Origin of the sequence: Streptomyces aquilus, assembly GCF_003955715.1 — a bacterium.
GTDB classification, from domain to species: domain Bacteria; phylum Actinomycetota; class Actinomycetes; order Streptomycetales; family Streptomycetaceae; genus Streptomyces; species Streptomyces aquilus.
In genome coordinates this window covers 2,687,307-2,705,110 of the sequence record NZ_CP034463.1, presented here as the reverse complement: position 1 = coordinate 2,705,110, position 17,804 = coordinate 2,687,307, and the positions used below count along the sequence as shown (strand labels likewise).

The window sequence follows — 17,804 nt, the reverse complement described above, 5'->3', positions numbered from 1 at the left end:
CGCCTCAGAGCCTGCGGGTGGCCAGTGTCAGCCGGTCCCGGGCGTCGAACAACGCGTCCTTCACCATCTGCTCATGGGCCGGCGTCAGCCGGGCCACCGGCACCGAGCAGCTGATCGCGTCCCGGGCCGGGGTGCGGTAGGGGATGGCCACGCCGAAGCAGCGCAGGCCCAGGGTGTTCTCCTCGCGGTCCACGGCGAAGCCCTGCTCACGGACCTGGTGCAGCTCCTCGATGAGCTTCTCCCGGTCGGTGATGGTGTTCTCGGTGAGCGCCGGGAGGGTCTCCGGGAGCATCTTGCGGACCTGTTCGTCCGAGTACGTGCTCAGCAGTGCCTTGCCGAGCGACGTGGAGTGCGCGGGGAGGCGGCGGCCGACCCGGGTGAACGGGCGCAGGTAGTGCTGGGACTGGCGGGTGGCGAGGTAGACGACGTTGGTGCCGTCGAGCCGCGCGAGGTGGATGGTCTCGGTGGTGTCGTCCGACAGCCGGTCCAGCGTGGGCCGCGCCGCGGCCACCACCTCGTCGCCGTCGATGTACGAGGTGCCGACCAGCAGGGCGCGTACGCCGATGCCGTACCGCGTGCCCGTCGCGTCGGTCTCCACCCAGCCCAGCTCGACCAGGGTGCGCAGCAGCATGTAGAGGCTGGACTTCGGATATCCGACGGCCTCCTGGACCGCCGCGAGGGAGTGCATACCGGGGCGTCCGGCGAAGTACTCGAGCAGTTCAACCGTCCGTACGGCGGACTTGACCTGCGCGCCGCCCCCCGTCTCGCCAGCCGACATCGCCCTTGACCCCTTCGTTCGACGGGAAATAGTCTCCAACAGCATATTCACCATCAGAGACAGCGTTCAGTATATCGAACAACCCTGGTGGATGACCAAGGAAATCTGTGGAGGGACCCGCGGTGGCAGCAGCACCAGTCTGGAGTGTCGACCCCCGAACCGGGAAGCAGCGTGAACAGGTTGCGGTGGAGGCCACAGCCCAGGAGGTGGACGCCACCGTCCGCGCCGCGCACGACGCCCGCGCCTCCCTGGCCGACCGCACGGTCCGTGCGGCCTTCCTGCGGACCGCCGCCGACAAGCTGGAGGCCGCCAAGGACCAGCTCGTCGAGGCCGCGGACGCCGAGACCGCGCTCGGCCCGGTCCGCCTGACCGGCGAACTCGCCCGCACCTGCTACCAGTTGCGCGCCTTCGCGGGCATCGTCGACGAGGGCGCCTTCCTCGACGTCGTGATCAACCACCCCGACGACACCGCGACCCCGCCGATCCCGGACCTGCGCCGCTACAAGGTGCCCCTCGGCGTCGTCGCCGTGTACTCGGCCTCCAACTTCCCCTTCGCCTTCTCGGTCGCCGGCGGCGACACCGCGAGCGCGCTCGGCGCCGGCTGCCCGGTCGTCGTCAAGGCGCACCCCGACCACCCCGGCCTGTCCGAGCTGGTCGCGGCGGTGCTGCGCGCGGCGGCCGCCGAGCACGGCATCCCGGCCGGCGTCGTCGGTCTCGTCCACGGCTTCGAGGCGGGCGTCGAGCTGGTCAAGCACCCGCTGGTCGCGGCGGCCGGCTTCACCGGTTCCATCCGCGGTGGCCGCGCGCTGTTCGACGCGGCGGCGGCCCGTCCGGTCCCGATCCCGTTCCACGGCGAGCTGGGCTCCCTGAACCCCGTCGTCATCACCGAGGCCGCCGCCGCCGAGCGCGCGGAGGCCATCGGTGCCGGCCTCGCCGGCTCGATGACGCTGGGCGTCGGCCAGTTCTGCGTCAAGCCGGGCCTGGTGCTGGTGCCGGCCGGCGCCGCGGGCGACGGCCTGGTCAAGTCCCTGACCGACGCCGTCAGCGACACCGACGCCGGGGTCCTGCTCGACCACCGCATGCGGGACAACTTCATCGCGGGCGTCGCCGAGCGCGTCGAGCTGCCCGACGTCGAGTCGCCGGTGACGCCGGGCGCGGGCGGCGAGCACACCGTCAGCGCGGGCTTCCTCACGGTCGCCGCCGACAAGCTGACCGAGGAGGGCGCCTACGACCTGCTCCTGGAGGAGTGCTTCGGTCCGGTGACGGTCGTCGCCCGCTACGAGGACGACGACCAGGCCCGTGCCGTGCTGTCCCGGCTGCCGGGCAACCTCACGGCGACGGTTCATCTGTCGACCGAGGAGGCCGCCGGTGAGGGGCGCGGCGCGGAGATCCTGGCGGAGCTGACGCCGCTGGCCGGTCGCGTGCTGGTCAACGGCTGGCCGACCGGTGTCGCCGTGGCGCCGGCCCAGCATCACGGTGGGCCCTACCCGGCCACGACCTCCACGTCGACTTCTGTGGGCGGTACGGCCATTGAGCGGTGGATGCGGCCGGTCGCCTACCAGGGTGCGCCGGAGGCGCTGCTGCCGCCGGAGCTGCGGGACGACAACCCGCTGGGGCTGCCCCGTCGTTTCAACAACCACCTCGAACGCTGAACCCCCGGGGCCGCACGGAGAAGGGGAAGCTGGGAAACTCTGAGCATGGACGTGGAACTTCCTGAACTTCCTTTCTCTCTCCGGACCTACGGCCCCGACGGCCACTGGTCGTACGAGGACGGAGTCCTCACCGGTTGGGCGGGCGCGCGGCAGGACCGCTTCGTCCCGCCCACCGACGAGGCGCTCGACCCCGCCTCCGACGCTCCGCGTCTTCTCGGCGCGCCGGAAGGGGACTTCCAGCTCATAGCCCGGGTCACCGTCGGGTTCGGCGCGTCCTTCGACGCCGGGGTGCTCTACGTCCATGTCGGGGACCGGGCCTGGGCCAAGCTGTGCCTGGAGTACTCCCCGGACGTGCCCACCGTCTGCACGGTGGTCACCCGGGGGCACTCCGACGACGCCAACTCCTTCACGGTGGAGGGCAGTTCGGTCTGGCTGAGAGTGAGCCGGACCGGGCGGGCGTTCGCCTTCCACGCCTCCCGGGACGGCAAGCGGTGGACCTTCGTCCGGCTCTTCACCCTCGGCGAGGAGAAGGAGACCGGCGCCGCCCTCGTCGGCTTCATGACCCAGTCGCCGATGGGGGAGGGGTGCGTGGTGACGTACGACCACCTGGAGTTCCGCCCCAACTGGATGCAGGACCTGCGAGACGGAAGCTGAACAGCCAGGTCACCGCGAACAGCGCGGCGCCGATCCCCAGGCTCACCCGCATCCCCGCGACGAACCCGCCCGACACCAGCGCCCCGAACACGGCGATCCCCAGCCCGCCGCCCACCTGCCGCGCCGAGTTGAGGACCCCGGCCGCGAGGCCGGCCCGCTCGGCCGGCACCGCCTCCATCATCACGGCGGTCAGCGGCGGGACCGTCAGAGCGCAGCCGAGGGCCATCGGTACGAGGAGCAGGGCCACCAGCGCCGGAGGGGTGCCCGCCCCGACCGACAGCAGAAGCAGCAGCCCGGCGAGCGCCACGCCCTGCCCGATCAGCATCGGCAGCCGTGGCCCGTAGCGGCCCGCCAGCTTGCCGGAGACCACGTTCGTCGCCCCGATCAGCGCGCTCATCGGCAGGAACAGCAGCCCGGCGTAGAGCGCGGAGCGGCCCTGGACCTGCTGGAAGAAGAGCGAGAAGACGAACACCATGCCGTAGAAGGCCACGCTGCACGCCGTTCCCGCCGCGACCGCCACGGAGATGTTCCGGCTGCGGAAGAGCCCGAGCGGGACGACGGGATGGGGCTGGCGGCGCTCGATCCGCAGGAAGAGCAGACCGGCCACCGCGGCGACCGCCAGCGCGGCGAGCCCTGTGGGGCCTCCCTCGATCACCGCGAAGGTGAGCGCGGTCAGCGTCACCACCGCCGCCACCTGCCCCGGCAGATCGAGGGGCGCGGGCCGCGGCCGTGAGCGGGGCGCCCGCACCAGCAGCGCCAACGCCACCGCGCCCAGCGGCAGGTTGACGAAGAAGATGCCCCGCCAGTCCCAGGCCGTCGTCAGCGCACCGCCCGCCACCGGGCCGAGGGCCACGGCGACCGAGCCGCCCGCGGCCCAGACGGCCACCGCCCGGGCCCGCCGCGCGGGGTCGTCGTACGCCTGCCGTACGAGAGCCAGTGAGGCCGGCAGGATGACGGCGGCCGCGACGCCCTGCACCACGCGCGCGCCGATCAGGGCCGGCAGGTTGGAGGCCAGCCCGCAGGCCGCCGAGGCGAGGGTGAAGACGGTGATGCCGAGCGTGTACGCCCGGCTCGCCCCGACGCGGTCCGCGAAGGCGCCCGTGGAGAGCATCAGGGCGGCGAAGGCGAGGGTGTAGGCGTCCACGACCCACTGGAGACCGGTCATCCCGCCGCCCAGCGAGGAGCCGACGGCGGGGAGGGCCACGTTCACCACGGACGCGTCCAGGGTGATCAGCGCGAAGCCGAGGAGCGCGGCGGTGAGGGCGAGGGTGGGCGCGGGCTTCATGGGAGGCGGGTCCCCCGGCCGCACGGGGAGGTGATGTTCCTTGGCCGGATGATTGCTCGACTGTTGACTCGGCATGACCTCATGCTGCGGATCTTCGCCGTCGTACAGTAGTGGCCTGAATGCCATGCACCCGGAGGTTCTGGCCATGCCGCTGCCGCAGTCGTGGGCACCGCACCGCGTCGTCGTCATCGCGCCGTCGCCGGTCTCGATGTTCAACCTGGCCATCCCGGAGTTGCTGTTCGCGAAGGTGGAGATCGACGGGGCGGCCGGCTACGAGGTCACCGTCTGTACCCCGGACCCCGGCCCCGTCACCACCACCGGCGGTCTCGACCTGCACGTCGCCCGTGGCCTCGACGCCGTCGAGTCCGCCGACACCGTGCTGGTCGCCGGTACCGGGGAGCAGTACGCCCCGGACGCCCGCACGGTCGCCGCCGTCCGTGCCGCTGCCGCCGCCGGCCGGCGGGTCACCTCCATCTGCAGCGGCGCCTTCGTGCTGGCCGAGGCGGGCCTGCTGGAGGGCCGCAGCGCGACGACGTACTGGCAGCTGGCGGGCGAGATGCGGGACCGCTACCCGGCGCTCGACCTCAAGGGCGACGTCCTGTACGTGCAGGACGGCCAGATCCTCACCTCCTCCGGCTACGCGGCCGGCATCGACATGTGTCTGCACATGATCCGCACCGACTACGGCGCGGCCGTCGCCAACGAGGTGGCCCGCCTGGCGCTGGTGGCCCCCGTACGCCCCGGCGGCCAGACCCAGTTCACCCAGACCCCTCTCCCACCGGAGCGCGGCACGGCCTGTGCCGACACCCGGGGCTGGGCCATGCGCAACCTCGACAAGCCCCTCACCTTGACCGACCTGGCCCGTCACGCGGGCGTGTCGGTGCGCACCCTCACCCGCCGCTTCCACGCCGAGAGCGGGGTGAGCCCTCTCCAGTGGCTGCTCCACCAGCGCATCGAGCGGGCCAAGGAACTCCTGGAGACCACGACCCTCCCCATGGACCGGGTGGCCACCGCCAGCGGCCTGGGCACCGCGGACTCCCTCCGCACCCACCTGGTCCGCCGCACGGGCCTGACCCCGACGGCGTACCGGGCCCAGTTCAGCCGCCTGGGAGCCGACGCGGTCGCCCAGGGTGCCCGGGAATGAACCCCGCTGCTTGAATGTTCACCCACTAACCGGAGGAAGTCTCCGCAGCCGCCCCCCGACCTGGAGAGAGCCGAGAACATGCGCGTCGAGATCTGGAGCGACATCGCCTGCCCCTGGTGCTATGTGGGCAAGGCCCGCTTCGAGAAGGCGCTGGAGGCCTTCCCGCACCGTGACGGCGTCGAGGTGGTGCACCGCTCCTTCGAGCTGGACCCCGGGCGCGCCAAGGGCGACGTCCAGCCCGTGATCAAGATGCTCACCAAGAAGTACGGCATGAGCGAGGCCCAGGCCCAGGCCGGCGAGGAGAACCTCGGTGCCCAGGCCGCCGCCGAGGGCCTTGACTACCGCACCCGCGACCGCGACCACGGCAACACCTTCGACATGCACCGCCTGCTCCACCTCGCCAAGGAGCACGGCAAGCAGAACGAGCTCATCCAGGCCTTCTACCGGGCCAACTTCGCCGAGGAGCGCTCCGTCTTCACCGAGGGCGACGAGCGGCTCGTGGAGCTGGCCGTCGGCGCCGGTCTGGACGAGGCCGACGTGCGCAAGGTCCTCGCCGACCCCTCCGCCTACGCCGACGACGTCCGCGCCGACGAGCGCGAGGCCGCCGAGCTCGGCGCGAACGGCGTGCCCTTCTTCGTCCTCGACCGCAAGTACGGCGTCTCCGGCGCCCAGCCCGCCGAGGTCTTCGCCCAGGCACTGACCCAGGCCTGGGGCGAGCGCTCCCCGCTCCAGCTCCTCGACCAGGGCGACCAGGGCCACGCTGACGCCTGCGGCCCCGACGGGTGCGCGGTCCCGCAGCGGTAGAGAGCCGCAGGTCAGGGCGGATATATAAGCGATGCTTAGGAAAACCACGTAAAAATCGGCAATGGACGGGGAGTTCCCGGGGTCCCACAGTGGATCCATGGAGACCTTCGAGAGCCTCGTCCGTGCCGAGTTCGCCCCGAAGAACACCTACCTCAACACCGCGAGCACCGGCCTGCTCCCGGCCCGCACCGTGACCGCGATGCGCGTCGCCGTGGAGTCGGCCGCCGCCGGCGACCCCACCGACATGTTCGGGGACGTCGAGGCGAGCCGCACCGCGTACGCGCGCCTCGTCGGCGTGCCCGACGGCCGTGTCGCGGCCGGTGCCTCCGCCGCCGTCTACAGCGGCCTGATCGCGGCCTCCCTCCCCGAGGGCGCCGAGGTCCTCACCGCCGAGGGCGACTTCAGCTCACTCGTGAACCCCTTCCACGTCCGCCCCGACCTCAAGGTCCGCGGCGTCCCCCTGGAACGGCTCGCCGAGTCCGTCCGCCCCGGCACCGCCCTGGTCGCGGTCAGCGCCGCGCAGTCCGCCGACGGCCGGGTGGCCGACCTGCCCGCGATCCGCGAGGCGGCCCGGCGGCACGGCGCACGCACCTACGTCGACGCCTCCCAGGCCACCGGCTGGCTGGACTTCGACGCGGACGCCCACGACTACTCCGTCTCCGTCGGCTTCAAGTGGCTCCTCTGCCCGCGGGGCGTGGCCTTCCTCGTCGTCCCGCAGGACTTCGGCGGACTCACCCCGCTGTTCGCCGGCTGGGTGGCGGGGGAGCGGCCCTGGGACGCGTGTTACGGCCCCATCGACGAACTCGCCCACTCCGCACGCCGGTTCGACGAGAGTCCGGCCCTGTTCTCCTACGCGGGCGCCCGGCACTCCCTCGAACTCCTGGCGGAACTCGGCGTGGACACCGTCCGCGCCCACGACCTCGCCCTCGCCGACCGCTTCCGCACCGGCCTCGCCGCACTGGGCCACGCCCCCGTCCCGTCCCCGGGCTCACCGATCGTCTCCGTGCCCGGACTCGGCCACCGCCAAGGTGAGTTGAGCGCGGCCGGGATCGAACTCTCCGACCGGGCGGGCAACCTGCGGGCGGCGTTCCACCTGTACAACACGACCGACGACGTCGACCGACTGCTGGACGCCCTGTCGTCCTGAAACGCCGACGACGCGGCCGCCGTACGCAACGTACTGAGGCGGACCGCGTCGTCCCCCGGCCGGGCTCGGCTCACCGGACGGGAGTGAAATCCCTCGACCCGATGAACGTCGGCCGCCGCACCGGTGCCGCGAACGGCTCCACCGCCGCGTTCTCCACGCTGTTGAACACGATGAAGACGTTGCTGCGCGGGAACGGCGTGATGTTGTCGCCGGAGCCGTGCATGCAGTTGCAGTCGAACCAGGTCGCCGAACCGGCCTTGCCCGTGAAGAGCTTGATGCCGTACTCGCTCGCCATCTTGGTCAGCGCCTCGTCCGACGGCGTGCCCGCGTCCTGCATCTGGAGCGACTTCTTGTAGTTGTCCGTCGGCGTGGCCCCCGCGCACCCGAGGAAGGTCCGGTGCGAACCGGGCATGATCATGAGCCCGCCGTTGGTGTCGTAGTTCTCGGTCAGCGCGATCGAGACGGACACCGTCCGCATGTTCGGCAGCCCGTCCTCGGCGTGCCAGGTCTCGAAGTCGGAGTGCCAGTAGAAGCCGCTGGCCCCGAAGCCCGGCTTGACGTTGATCCGCGACTGGTGGACGTAGACGTCCGAGCCGAGGATCTGCCGGGCCCGGCCGACGACCCGCTCGTCGCGCACCAGCTTCGCGAACACCTCGCTGATCTTGTGCACTTCGAAGACCGAGCGGATCTCCTTGGACTTCGGCTCGACGATGGAGCGTTCGTCCTCCCGGATCGCCGGGTCGTTGACGAGCCGCTCCAGCTCCTGCCGGTAGACGGCGACCTCGTCCCCGGTGATCAGTTCCTCGATGGCGAGGAAGCCGTCCCGTTCGTACGACTGGAGGTCGAGGGAGGAGATCGGGCCGGGGGTGTCGGGGGCGCCCCAGACGACGGGGTCCTGGCGCGGGACGGTGACCTCGGCGGCGCCTCGGCTCGGGTACAGATCGGTGATGGTGGTCATCGGGCTCAGCCCTCCTCGGTCAGCAACGGGTACACCCCGTTCTCGTCGTGGTCCTCCCGGCCGGTCACGGGCGGGTTGAACACACAGATGCAGCGGAAGTCCTCCTTGATCCGCATCGTGTGCCGCTCGTGACCGTCGAGGAGGTACATGGTCCCGGGCGTGATCGTGTACGTCCGCCCGGTCTCGTCGTCGGTCAGCTCGGCCTCGCCCTCGACGCAGACGACGGCCTCGATGTGGTTCGCGTACCACATCGACGTCTCCGTACCCGCGTAGAGGATCGTCTCGTGGAGGGAGAACCCGACCCTCTCCTTGGCGAGGACGATCCGTTTGCTCTCCCAGGTGCCGGACGCCGACCTCACATGGCGGTCGGTGCCTTCGATGTCCTTGAACGATCGGACGATCACGTGCTGAACAGCTCCTCTTCTCGGGCGGTTTCGGGCAGTGCTTCTCAGGCGGTCTCGCGTACGGCGCGAGCGAGGACGCTCAGGCCCTCGTCCAGCTCGTCCGGGGTGATGGTGAGCGCCGGGAGCAGCTTCACGACCTCGCTCTCCGGCCCCGACGTCTCGATGAGCAGCCCGAGTTCGAAGGCGCGCGCGGCGACCCGTCCGGCCCGCGCCTTGTCATGGAACTCCAGGCCCCACACCAGACCCCGGCCCCGGTACTCCCGCACATCGGCGAGGTTCTCCTCCGTGATGGAGATGAGCCCCTGCTCGACCTGTTCGCCGCGGGCCCGGGTCTGCTTCTCCATCGCCGACCCGTCGGCCCAGTACGACTCCAGGGCCGCGGTCGCGGTGACGAACGCGGGGTTGTTGCCGCGGAACGTGCCGTTGTGCTCGCCGGGCTCCCAGATGTCCAGCTCGGGCGTGAACAGGCACAGCGACATCGGCAGCCCGTAGCCGCTGATGGACTTGGAGACGGTGACGATGTCGGGCGTGATGCCGGCCTCCTCGAAGGAGAAGAACGCGCCGGTGCGTCCGCAGCCCATCTGGATGTCGTCGACGATGAGCAGCATGTCCTGCCGCTCGCACAACTCCTTGAGCGCGCGCAGCCATTCGGGCCGGGCGACGTTGATGCCGCCCTCGCCCTGCACGGTCTCGACGATCACCGCGGCGGGCTTGTTGAGCCCGGAGCCCTGGTCCTCCAGAAGCCGCTCGAACCACAGGAAGTCGGGCACGGTCCCGTCGAAGTAATTGTCGAACGGCATGGGCGTGCCGTGCACCAGCGGTATCCCGGCCCCGGCCCGCTTGAAGGCGTTGCCGGTCACGGCGAGGGACCCGAGGGACATCCCGTGGAAGGCGTTGGTGAACGACACGATCGCCTCGCGCCCCTTCACCTTCCGCGCCAGCTTGAGCGCGGCCTCCACGGCGTTGGTGCCCGTCGGCCCCGGGAACATGACCTTGTACGGCAGATCGCGCGGCCGCAGCACCAGGTCCTGGAAGGTCTGGAGGAAGGAACGCTTGGCGGTGGTCGACATGTCGAGCCCGTGCGTGACGCCGTCCCGCTCCAGGTAGTCGATCAACGCCCGTTTCAGGACGGGGTTGTTGTGGCCGTAGTTCAGCGAGCCGGCGCCGGCGAAGAAGTCCAGGTACTCGTGGCCGTCCTCGTCGTACATACGGCTGCCGTGCGCGCGGTCGAAGACGGTGGGCCAGCCGCGGCAGTAGCTGCGCACCTCGGACTCGAGGGTCTCGAAGACGCTGAGGTCGGGCTGGGTGATGGTCACGACGAATCGCTCCTCGATAGGCGTGGGGGAAGTGGGGGGATCGGCAACGGTGTGGTCAGGGGGTGAGGGGACCGATGCGGTAGAGGACTTCGGGGTCGTGCGGCCCGTCGGGGAACAGCCGGGTGTCGAAGAGGACCTCGCGCTCCACCGTCGCGCCGTGCCGCTCGGCGAACGCGGCGAAGAGCCGCTCGGAGGCGGTGTTGCCCGGTGTGATGGTGGTCTCGACGGAGGTGATCCGGTGCTCGGCGGCGGTCCGCGCGACCAGCCCGTCGAGCAGCGTGCCCGCGAGCCCGCGTCCGCGGTGCGACGCGTCCACGGCCACCTGCCAGACGAGCAGGGTGTGCGGGCGGTCGGGCCGCACATAGCCGGTGACGAACCCGACCGGCTCCCCGCGCCCGTCCCGGGCGACGGCCGAGGTGGCGGCGAAGTCACGGCACCACAGCAGATAGCTGTACGACGAGTTCAGGTCGAGGGCCTTCGAGTCCCTCGCTATCCGCCACAATGCGGCACCGTCCGTCACGGACGGGCGGTCGATTTGCAGTTCGGTTTGCGGGTCGGCTTGCAGGTCTGCTGGTGAGGCAGTCATGCGAATTGAATTTACCGAGGGAAATTAAAAAATGCATGGCCGGGAGGGGTTACATGGCGCGCCCTGATGTGTTATCGCGCGGGCGCGTGCGGTTGCGCGAGTAGGGTGCTGTATGCCCCGATATGACCGGCATGAAATGCGCAAAGCGGGCGGGTTGTGTAACGCGTCACACCCATGTAACCCCCACGAGATCTGCCCGAATTACCCCGCTTGGCGTTCGCGAAATCTTTGCGTTTAGGCCGGGGGAAAGCGGGCAGAAGAATACGGGAAGCTGCTCTGAAAAGAATTCCTGAATTAGCGAGGAATTATGCGCCGGTTACCCCGTCGATACGTTCCCGCAAAAGGTCCGCGTGCCCGTTGTGCCGGGCGTACTCCTCGATCATGTGGATGAGCACCCACCGCAGACTGACCTCGGTGCCGGTGAAGGGCGCCTCCACCATCCGCCCGGTGTCGTCGAGCGACCACCCGGCGTACAGCTCCCGCCCGCGCTCGACCTCCCGCCGCCAGATCGCGAGCGCCTGGTCGAGGCCGCGAGCGGGATCGAGGACGTACCCGCTCTCGTCGCCGTCGAAGACGGGCGGCAGGTCGAGCCCCCCGATCACCCGCTGGAACCAGTTCCGCTCCACCTCGGCGAGATGCTGCACCAGCCCGAGGAGCGTGAGCGAGGAGGGCTCGACGGAGGCGACCCGGGCCTGCACGTCGTCCAGCCCCGCGCACTTCAGCGCGAGCGTGGCCCGGTGAAAGTCCAACCAGCTTTCCAGCATGGGCAGTTCGGGCCCGGTCAGGAGGGGGACGGGCCGACCGTCGGGAAGGGTGTGGGGTGTGTCGGTGGTCATGCGGGCAGCATTGCATGCGCGTCTGACAACCCAGCCCGTCCGGCGTTCGAGGACGAGGCCCGTTCAGGGCCGACGGGGGCGAAAAGCCCTACCGCCACCACCCCCTACCGCCACTCACCCTCCACCGCCCGCAACGCCCCCTCCACATCCACACCCAGCCCCCGCTCGGCCAGCGCGGCGCCAAGCGCCGCCAGGCTCGCCCGCACCGCACCCGGCGTGGCGTCCACCCCGTAGTGGTTCACCCGGATCATCTCCTTGGCCAGCGCACCCCCGCCCGCGGCCAGCGGCAACGCCGGATCCGAGGCCAGCGCACGGGCCACCAGCTCCGACGCCACCACCCCGGCAGGCGCCCGCAGCGTCGTGGCGACCGGCGCGGCGTCCCGGGCCTCGTACACGTACGGCTCAAGCCCGCCGCCCAGCGCCACGGCCCCCGCCCGAGTCGCCGCCGCGGCCGAGGCGTGCCGGGCCATCACCGCGTCCAGCCCGACCTCCTCGATCCGCTCGACACACGCCTCAAGGGCGAGCATCTCCAGCTGCGCGGGCGCGTGCAGGAGCGCCTTGCGGCCGCCGTCGACCCAGCGCTCCTTCCAGTCGAGCAGCGACAGGTACGAACGCCGCGGCGCCCGCGGGTTCGCCGCCATCCGCGCCCACGCCCGCTCGCTCACCGACACCGCCGACACGCCGGCCGGCCCGCCCATCGCCTTCTGTGCCCCGATCACGCACAGGTCCACACCCCACGCGTCCGGCAGCACCGGCTCCGCGCCGATCGAGGCGACCGCGTCCAGGTAGAACAGCGCGCCGTGCTCCCGTACGACCTCCCCGATCTCCGCGACCGGGTTGGTGTTGCCGGTCGCCGCCTCCGCGTGCACCAGCGACACGAAGTCGATCGACGGGTGCTCGGCGAAGGCCTCCCGGACCTGCTCGGCCGTGACGGCGGTGTGGAACGGCACCGCGAGGTCGATGACCGTCGCCCCGCAGTCCCGCAGCCAGTCCCCGAAGGTCTGCCCGTAGGGGCCGGTGATGACGTTCAGCGCGACGGTCCCCGGGCCCGCCGTCGCCCGGATCGCCCCCTCCAGCGGCAGCAGCGCCTCGCCCTGCATGATCACGACGTCCTGCTCGGTGCTCAGCAGCCGCGCCACACGGTCCTCGATCGACGCGAAGTGCGCGGCGCTCAGCGGGGCCAGGTCAAGGAACGGGTGCGTCACTGCGGTGCTCTCTTCGCTCACTGGGGTAGACGTGATCGAGGGTAACCGCCCCACGACCACCACCCCCGACCGGTGCCGCACGGACCGCCGACCATCGTCCCGACCCCACCGCCCCCGTGCTTCTTAGGCTGAACGGCCTCCGGACCATCGCTTTGGTTTGAGAGGCCCAAACGTTTCCTTATAATCGGAACCCACAGTTCCCCCACAGGAGGCTCCCCCGTGAAGACGATCCTCGGGCGCCGGACCCGCATCCTGGCCGCCACCACCGCGACGGCCGGGCTCCTGCTCGTGGCCGGCTGCTCCTCGGACGACGACGGCGGCAGCGGCACCAAGACCGCCGCCGGTGGCGTCGAGCTCGTCAAGGCGGGCCAGCTCACCACCTGCACCCACCTGCCCTACCCGCCCTTCCAGTCGGAGATCGACGGCAAGGTGCAGGGCTTCGACGTCTCGCTGATCGACCTGGTCGCCGACGACCTCGGCGTGAAGCAGGAGATCCTCGACACCCCCTTCGAGAACTTCAAGACGGGCGCCTTCCTCAACTCCGGCGAGTGCGACGTCGCCGCGGCCGGCATGACCATCACCGAGGAGCGCAAGAAGAACGTCGACTTCTCGGACCCGTACTTCGACGCCACCCAGGCCCTGCTCGTCGACAAGGACAGCGGGATCACCTCCCTCGCCGACGCCAAGGCCAAGAAGGTCGAGCTCGGCGCCCAGGCGCAGACCACCGGCGAGGACTACGCCAAGGGCCAGGGCTTCGACCCGGTCTCCTTCGAGTCCTCCGACGCCGTCCTCAACGGCCTGCGCTCCGGCCAGGTCAAGGCCGTCATCATCGACTACCCGGTGGTCCAGGGCTGGCTGAAGGACAAGGCCAACTCCGCCGCCTTCAAGGTCGCCGAGCAGCTCAACACCGGTGAGCAGTACGGCTTCACGGTGAGGAAGGGCAACACCAAGCTCCTCGCCGCCATCAACAAGGCCCTCGCCGACGCCAAGGCCGACGGCACGTACAAGAAGCTGTACGAGAAGTGGATCGGCCCGTACGACGCCTCGGCGGCCTCCGCCTCCCCGTCCGCGTCGGCATCCTGACCCCATGGCTGATACGGACGTACCACTCCAGCCCAGGAAGAAGGGCCTGACCCGGCGTCAGAAGCGCAGCCTGTCGCGCGGCGCGCAGTACGTGGTGTTCGTCGGCGCCGTGATCGCCTTCGCGGTGTCGGCGGACTGGGACCGGCTGAAGAACCAGTTCGCCCAGTGGGACATCGCGCAGCAGATGTTCCCGGACGTCATCACGCTGGCGCTCAAGAACACCGTGCTGTACACGCTGTCCGGCTTCGCCTTCGGACTCGTGCTCGGCATGGTCATCGCGCTGATGCGGCTGTCGTCGGTGGGCCCGTACCGCTGGTTCGCCGGCGTCTACATCGAGATCTTCCGCGGCCTGCCCGCCCTGCTGATCTTCATCTTCATCGGCGTGGCCGTGCCGCTCGCCTTCCCGGGGACCGAGATCCCCGGTGGCACCTACGGCAAGGTCGCGCTCGCGCTCGGTCTGGTCGCGGCGGCCTACATGGCCGAGACGATCCGCGCGGGCATCCAGGCGGTGCCCAAGGGGCAGATGGAGGCGGCCCGTTCGCTGGGCTTCTCGCCCGCGCGGGCCATGGTCTCGATCATCATCCCGCAGGCGTTCCGCATCATCCTGCCGCCGCTCACCAACGAACTCGTCCTGCTCTTCAAGGACTCCTCGCTGGTGCTGTTCCTCGGCGTCACCCTGGAGGAGCGCGAACTGTCCAAGTACGGCCGCGATCTGGCCAGCCAGACCGCCAACTCCACGCCGATCCTCGTCGCCGGCCTGTGCTATCTGCTGGTGACGATCCCGCTCGGCTTCGTCGTCCGCCGTATGGAGGCCAAGGCCCAGGAGGCGGTCAAGTGACCAGCACGGCAGAGATCCAAGTCCGGGGCCTGCACAAGTCGTTCGGTGACAACGAGGTCCTCAAGGGCATCGACCTGGAGATCGGGCGCGGCGAGGTCGTCTGTGTCATCGGCCCGTCCGGCTCCGGCAAGTCCACGCTGCTGCGCTGCGTGAACCTCCTCGAAGAGCCCACCAAGGGCCGGGTCTTCGTCGGCGGCACCGAACTCACCGACCCGGACGTCGACATCGACGCCGTACGCCGCCGGATCGGCATGGTCTTCCAGCAGTTCAACCTCTTCCCGCACCTCACCGTCACCGAGAACCTCACGCTCCCGCAGCGCCGGGTCCTCAGGCGCGGCAAGGCGGAGGCGGCGAAGGTGGCCGCCGAGAACCTGGAACGCGTCGGCCTGTCGGAGAAGGCGAACGCCTACCCGGCGTCCCTCTCCGGCGGCCAGCAGCAGCGCGTCGCCATCGCGCGGTCGCTGTCCATGGGCCCCGAGGTGATGCTCTTCGACGAGCCGACCTCGGCGCTCGACCCCGAACTCGTCGGCGACGTCCTCGCGGTGATGCGGATGCTCGCCGACGAGGGCATGACGATGATGGTCGTCACCCACGAGATGACCTTCGCCCGCGAGGTCGCCGACCGGGTCGTCTTCATGGACGGCGGAGTGATCGTCGAGGACGGCGTCCCCGCCCAGGTCATCGGCAACCCGAGTCACGAACGCACCCGCCACTTCCTGTCCCGCCTCCTCGACCCGGCGATGGCCGACGTGGAGGAGGAGACGTCCGACCAGGTGGGCGGCAAGACGGACTGAGGAGGGCCGCCGCTAAGGTGCGAGGCATGAGCGATCACGCGGTGCTGCACGTCAAGGGACGGATCCTGGTCGGACCCGAGGAGGTCCGCGACGACCTGTGGATCGTCGACGGCCGGATCTCCTACGACCGTCCCGCCGGCGCCCGTGACATCCGCACCGTCGTCGGCTGGGCCCTGCCGGGCCTGGTCGACGCGCACTGCCATGTCGGCCTCGGCCCGCACGGCCCGGTCCCGCAGGACGTCGCCGAGAAGCAGGCGCTCACCGACCGCGAGGCCGGCACCCTGCTGATCCGCGACGCCGGTTCCCCCTCGGACACCCGCTGGATCGACGACCGCGAGGACCTCCCGAAGATCATCCGCGCGGGCCGGCACATCGCCCGCACCCGCCGCTACATCCGCGGCTACGCCCACGAGATCGAGCCGGACGACCTGGTCGCGTACGTCGCCCAGGAGGCCCGGCGCGGCGACGGCTGGGTCAAGCTGGTCGGCGACTGGATCGACCGCGAGCTCGGCGACCTGTCCGCGGTCTGGCCGCGGGACGCCCTGGACGCGGCCATCGCCGAGGCCCACCGCCTGGGTGCCCGGGTCACCGCCCACTGCTTCTCCGCGGACTCCCTCCCGGACCTGGTCGGCGCCGGCATCGACTGCGTCGAGCACGCCACCGGGCTGACCGAGGAACTCATCCCGCTCTTCGTCGAGCACGGCGTGGCGATCGTCCCCACCCTGGTCAACATCGCCACCTTCCCGCAGCTCGCGGCGGGCGGCGAGGGCAAGTTCCCGCGCTGGTCGGCACACATGCGTCGGCTGCACGAGCGGCGCTACGACACCGTGCGCTCCGCCTACGACGCCGGCATCCCGGTGTACGTCGGCACCGACGCCGGCGGCACCCTGCCGCACGGCCTGGTCGCGGCCGAGGTCGCGGAACTGGTCACCGCCGGCATCCCGCCGGTCGAGGCCCTCGCGGCGACCACCTGGAAGGCCCGGACCTGGCTCGGCCGCCCCGGCCTGGAGGAGGGCGCCCCGGCCGACCTCGTGGTCTACGCGTCCGATCCGCGCGCCGACGTACGCGTGCTGGCGGACCCGCAGCGGGTCGTCCTCAACGGCCGGGTCACCGCCTGAGCCGCGTTGACGGAGCGTAACCGGGGAGCGGCCTGGCTCGTTCTGCACTCCCGCTCGCACGCCGCCCCGTCAACGGACGCGCTCGCACAGAAGGGGGTACGGGGGTGACTTCGAGGAACACCCGTGCCGCATGAATCGAAAAGGTTCACGGGAGCACCACGTTGGGGTGAACTCCCGTCGGACCGCTGACTGTTCACTCTCAGTGCGTAATTCTTGCCGAGTCCCGAGCAAGTCTCCTCTGAGGGGTCCCCACCTTGAACGGCAAGAACTTCCGTATGCCCGCACGCCGTCTCGCGACCGTCGCGACGGCCACCGCCCTGGCCGCCGGTCCCGCGGTCCTGGCGGGCGCGGGTTCCGCACACGCCACCGGCGACGAGGGCCGCGCGAGCGCCGTCGTCCTGCGCACCGGGCTCGACGTGTCCCTGCTCAACAAGACCGTGAACGTCCCGCTCGCGGTCTCCCTGAACGAAGTGCGGGCGCCGCAGAGCGCCGAGAAGACCGCCCTGACCGCCGAGTTGAACGGCGTGAACAACGGCCAGGCCTTCAGCGTGCTGAACGCCGAGGTGGCGTCGGCGAAGGCGGACGTCACCGCGACCAAGGCCGAGGCCTCGACCCACCTCGCCCACGCCGAGCTGCACGTCCCCGGCCTGCCGCTGCTCTCGGTCGTCGAGCTCGGCACCGTCAGGTCCGAGGCGGTCTGCGAGGCCGGGAAGCCGCCGGTCGCCCAGTCCAACGTGCTCGGTGACGTCACCGTCCTCGGCAAGAAGGTCACGCTGAGCGCGGGCGGCCCGACCGAGGTGAAGGTCCCGGGCGTGGGCGAGGTCCGCCTCGACCTGTCGAAGCGCGAGACCACGTCCCGCACGGCCGCCGCCACCGCCCTCGAACTCACCGTCTCCGTCAACCCGTTGAAGCTCAACGTGGCCGAGGTCGAGGGCACCCTGACCCTGGCGAAGGCCACCTGCGAGGCCCCGGCGGCACCCGCCTCCGCGGCACCCTCCGCGACCCCGGCCGGCGACGTGAAGCCCCAAGGCGCCCCCGCCGAGGCCGGGTTGGCCGAGACCGGCGGCAACTCCATGACCCCGTACATCGCGGGCGGCGCGATCGCCCTGCTCGTCGCGGGCGGGGGAGCGGCCGCGGTGGCGCGGCGCGGCCGGAACTGACCGACGGGTGCGCGGCGCCGGCGCGTCTCACCCGCGTCGGCG

General features: G+C 70.9%; 18 protein-coding genes. 10 read left to right on the top strand and 8 right to left on the bottom strand.

Annotation, left to right across the window (positions count from 1 at the left end; genetic code table 11):
- Positions 1-4: 4 nt before the first annotated feature.
- On the bottom strand, positions 5-778 hold the full coding sequence (locus tag EJC51_RS12515; RefSeq protein ID WP_030956770.1) for an IclR family transcriptional regulator: 774 nt from the start codon (positions 776-778) through the stop codon (positions 5-7).
- Between the two features lie 122 nt (positions 779-900).
- Here EJC51_RS12515 and EJC51_RS12510 point away from each other — a divergent pair, with 122 nt between their 5' ends.
- Both EJC51_RS12510 and EJC51_RS12505 read left to right on the top strand, forming a co-directional pair.
- Positions 901-2,430, top strand: a complete 1,530-nt coding sequence (locus EJC51_RS12510; RefSeq protein WP_126271139.1) for an aldehyde dehydrogenase (NADP(+)) — start codon at positions 901-903, stop codon at positions 2,428-2,430.
- 45 nt (positions 2,431-2,475) lie between these two features.
- Positions 2,476-3,084: a DUF1349 domain-containing protein gene (locus tag EJC51_RS12505; RefSeq protein WP_126271138.1), complete on the top strand. Its 609-nt coding sequence runs from the start codon at positions 2,476-2,478 to the stop codon at positions 3,082-3,084.
- Here the strand turns inward: EJC51_RS12505 and EJC51_RS12500 are convergent.
- On the bottom strand, positions 2,987-4,444 hold the full coding sequence (locus tag EJC51_RS12500) for an MFS transporter (protein WP_126271137.1): 1,458 nt from the start codon (positions 4,442-4,444) through the stop codon (positions 2,987-2,989). The two genes, EJC51_RS12505 and EJC51_RS12500, sit on opposite strands and share 98 nt — an antisense overlap.
- A gap of 49 nt (positions 4,445-4,493) precedes the next feature.
- Here EJC51_RS12500 and EJC51_RS12495 point away from each other — a divergent pair, with 49 nt between their 5' ends.
- From EJC51_RS12495 to EJC51_RS12485, 3 genes are all read left to right on the top strand, one after another.
- Positions 4,494-5,513: a GlxA family transcriptional regulator gene (locus EJC51_RS12495; protein WP_126271136.1), complete on the top strand. Its 1,020-nt coding sequence runs from the start codon at positions 4,494-4,496 to the stop codon at positions 5,511-5,513.
- Positions 5,514-5,591: 78 nt separating this feature from the next.
- Positions 5,592-6,317, top strand: coding sequence for a DsbA family oxidoreductase (locus EJC51_RS12490; RefSeq protein ID WP_126271135.1), 726 nt, complete (start codon positions 5,592-5,594; stop codon positions 6,315-6,317).
- A gap of 97 nt (positions 6,318-6,414) precedes the next feature.
- Positions 6,415-7,464, top strand: coding sequence for an aminotransferase class V-fold PLP-dependent enzyme (locus EJC51_RS12485; protein ID WP_126271134.1), 1,050 nt, complete (start codon positions 6,415-6,417; stop codon positions 7,462-7,464).
- A 70-nt stretch (positions 7,465-7,534) separates the two neighbouring features.
- Here EJC51_RS12485 and thpD read toward each other — a convergent pair whose 3' ends face one another.
- The 6 genes from thpD to EJC51_RS12455 all read right to left on the bottom strand — a co-directional run bounded on the left by thpD (position 7,535) and on the right by EJC51_RS12455 (position 12,769).
- Entirely contained in the window at positions 7,535-8,422 is an 888-nt protein-coding gene (gene thpD, locus EJC51_RS12480; protein ID WP_126271133.1) for an ectoine hydroxylase, read from the bottom strand.
- Positions 8,423-8,427: 5 nt separating this feature from the next.
- The gene (locus EJC51_RS12475) at positions 8,428-8,826 is read right to left on the bottom strand and encodes an ectoine synthase (RefSeq protein ID WP_059197275.1); all 399 of its coding nucleotides are present in this window, start codon (positions 8,824-8,826) and stop codon (positions 8,428-8,430) included.
- A gap of 44 nt (positions 8,827-8,870) precedes the next feature.
- A complete protein-coding gene (gene ectB, locus EJC51_RS12470; RefSeq protein ID WP_126271132.1) occupies positions 8,871-10,142 on the bottom strand; it encodes a diaminobutyrate--2-oxoglutarate transaminase in 1,272 nt (423 codons plus the stop codon).
- Positions 10,143-10,197: 55 nt separating this feature from the next.
- Positions 10,198-10,728 carry a diaminobutyrate acetyltransferase gene (ectA, locus tag EJC51_RS12465; RefSeq protein WP_126271131.1) on the bottom strand — a complete coding sequence of 177 codons (531 nt, stop codon included), beginning with the start codon at positions 10,726-10,728 and terminating at the stop codon, positions 10,198-10,200.
- 305 nt (positions 10,729-11,033) lie between these two features.
- Positions 11,034-11,564 (bottom strand): DinB family protein, encoded by a 531-nt coding sequence (locus EJC51_RS12460; RefSeq protein ID WP_126271130.1) that lies wholly within the window; start codon positions 11,562-11,564, stop codon positions 11,034-11,036.
- 104 nt (positions 11,565-11,668) lie between these two features.
- Positions 11,669-12,769: a pyridoxal-phosphate-dependent aminotransferase family protein gene (locus EJC51_RS12455; RefSeq protein WP_126271129.1), complete on the bottom strand. Its 1,101-nt coding sequence runs from the start codon at positions 12,767-12,769 to the stop codon at positions 11,669-11,671.
- 219 nt (positions 12,770-12,988) lie between these two features.
- Here EJC51_RS12455 and EJC51_RS12450 point away from each other — a divergent pair, with 219 nt between their 5' ends.
- The 5 genes from EJC51_RS12450 (at position 12,989) to EJC51_RS12430 (ending at position 17,762) form a co-directional block, all read left to right on the top strand.
- Complete coding sequence (locus EJC51_RS12450; RefSeq protein ID WP_126271128.1) at positions 12,989-13,852, top strand: transporter substrate-binding domain-containing protein; 864 nt, start codon at positions 12,989-12,991, stop codon at positions 13,850-13,852.
- Positions 13,853-13,856: 4 nt separating this feature from the next.
- A complete protein-coding gene (locus tag EJC51_RS12445; protein ID WP_126271127.1) occupies positions 13,857-14,690 on the top strand; it encodes an amino acid ABC transporter permease in 834 nt (277 codons plus the stop codon).
- Positions 14,687-15,484 carry an amino acid ABC transporter ATP-binding protein gene (locus EJC51_RS12440; RefSeq protein WP_126271126.1) on the top strand — a complete coding sequence of 266 codons (798 nt, stop codon included), beginning with the start codon at positions 14,687-14,689 and terminating at the stop codon, positions 15,482-15,484. Before EJC51_RS12445 ends, EJC51_RS12440 begins: the two co-directional genes overlap by 4 nt.
- A gap of 26 nt (positions 15,485-15,510) precedes the next feature.
- Positions 15,511-16,602 carry an amidohydrolase family protein gene (locus tag EJC51_RS12435; protein ID WP_126271125.1) on the top strand — a complete coding sequence of 364 codons (1,092 nt, stop codon included), beginning with the start codon at positions 15,511-15,513 and terminating at the stop codon, positions 16,600-16,602.
- Between the two features lie 254 nt (positions 16,603-16,856).
- Positions 16,857-17,762, top strand: a complete 906-nt coding sequence (locus tag EJC51_RS12430) for an SCO1860 family LAETG-anchored protein (protein WP_126271124.1) — start codon at positions 16,857-16,859, stop codon at positions 17,760-17,762.
- Positions 17,763-17,804: the final 42 nt, after the last annotated feature.

Bases quoted from the DNA above. Each gene is read 5' to 3' on its own strand.
- EJC51_RS12515 (WP_030956770.1), bottom strand. From the start codon at position 778: ATGTCGGCTGGCGAGACGGGGGGCGGCGCGCAGGTCAAGTCCGCCGTA.
- EJC51_RS12505 (WP_126271138.1), top strand. From the start codon at position 2,476: ATGGACGTGGAACTTCCTGAACTTCCTTTCTCTCTCCGGACCTACGGC.
- EJC51_RS12500 (WP_126271137.1), bottom strand. From the start codon at position 4,444: ATGCCGAGTCAACAGTCGAGCAATCATCCGGCCAAGGAACATCACCTC.
- EJC51_RS12495 (WP_126271136.1), top strand. From the start codon at position 4,494: ATGCACCCGGAGGTTCTGGCCATGCCGCTGCCGCAGTCGTGGGCACCG.
- EJC51_RS12490 (WP_126271135.1), top strand. From the start codon at position 5,592: ATGCGCGTCGAGATCTGGAGCGACATCGCCTGCCCCTGGTGCTATGTG.
- EJC51_RS12485 (WP_126271134.1), top strand. From the start codon at position 6,415: ATGGAGACCTTCGAGAGCCTCGTCCGTGCCGAGTTCGCCCCGAAGAAC.
- thpD (WP_126271133.1), bottom strand. From the start codon at position 8,422: ATGACCACCATCACCGATCTGTACCCGAGCCGAGGCGCCGCCGAGGTC.
- ectA (WP_126271131.1), bottom strand. From the start codon at position 10,728: ATGACTGCCTCACCAGCAGACCTGCAAGCCGACCCGCAAACCGAACTG.
- EJC51_RS12460 (WP_126271130.1), bottom strand. From the start codon at position 11,564: ATGACCACCGACACACCCCACACCCTTCCCGACGGTCGGCCCGTCCCC.
- EJC51_RS12445 (WP_126271127.1), top strand. From the start codon at position 13,857: ATGGCTGATACGGACGTACCACTCCAGCCCAGGAAGAAGGGCCTGACC.
- EJC51_RS12435 (WP_126271125.1), top strand. From the start codon at position 15,511: ATGAGCGATCACGCGGTGCTGCACGTCAAGGGACGGATCCTGGTCGGA.